This window comes from Streptomyces sp. P9(2023) (assembly GCF_032436795.1).
Taxonomy (GTDB): Bacteria; Actinomycetota; Actinomycetes; order Streptomycetales; family Streptomycetaceae; genus Streptomyces.
Window position 1 is genome coordinate 1 of the sequence record NZ_JAUPWM010000114.1, and the last position, 699, is coordinate 699.

The 699-nt window shown below is 37.9% G+C and carries 1 protein-coding gene; it reads left to right on the forward strand.

Annotated features, from left to right (window positions below; translation table 11 throughout):
- Positions 1-631, forward strand: a 631-nt coding sequence (locus Q5762_RS36895) for a hypothetical protein (RefSeq protein ID WP_315896684.1), incomplete at its 5' end; no start/stop codon positions are given.
- Positions 632-699: the final 68 nt, after the last annotated feature.

Here is a 699-nt window from a genome sequence, read left to right on the forward strand (position 1 = left end):
GGAAAATGGACTTGACCACAATATCCAACGTCTAGGCTATTGGCCAACATTCAACATGAAATCAGACATCTCCGAAAAAGATTGGGCAGCACTTGAAATTGAAGAAATACCAGAATTTAACAGTAAGCTTTTTGTCGCTGTTAAGTACGGTCAAGACGGAAATAATGTTTCGATGTCAATCGCAGTTAGAACTAAGGATGAAAAAGTCTTTGTTGAAACTATTGACTGTGTATCGATCAGAAACGGTTCGCAATGGATAATCAATTTCTTAAAAAATGCAGATGTTGAAAAAGTCGTAGTAGATGGAGCAAACGGTCAACGTATTCTTGAAGCTGAGATGAAAGAGTTTAGGCTTAAAGCGCCAATTCTCCCAACAGTTGCAGAGGTCATAACAGCCAATGCAATGTGGGAGCAAGCTATCGCTCAAGGAACATTAAGTCATAATAATCAACCATCACTAACCGCTGTAACAACAAACTGTGCAAAACGCAATATCGGTTCAAACGGTGGTTTTGGTTACAAGTCGCTTTTTGATGATAGGGATATTAGTCTAATGGATAGTGCATTGCTAGCACATTGGCTTTGTGCAACAACTAAGCCAAAAAGAAAGCAAAGAATTAGTTATTTATAGACAATCTTAATGCGAAAAAATACAGAACAGAAGGGCAAAGAAGGAGAAAGGACTTTATATGTCAGATT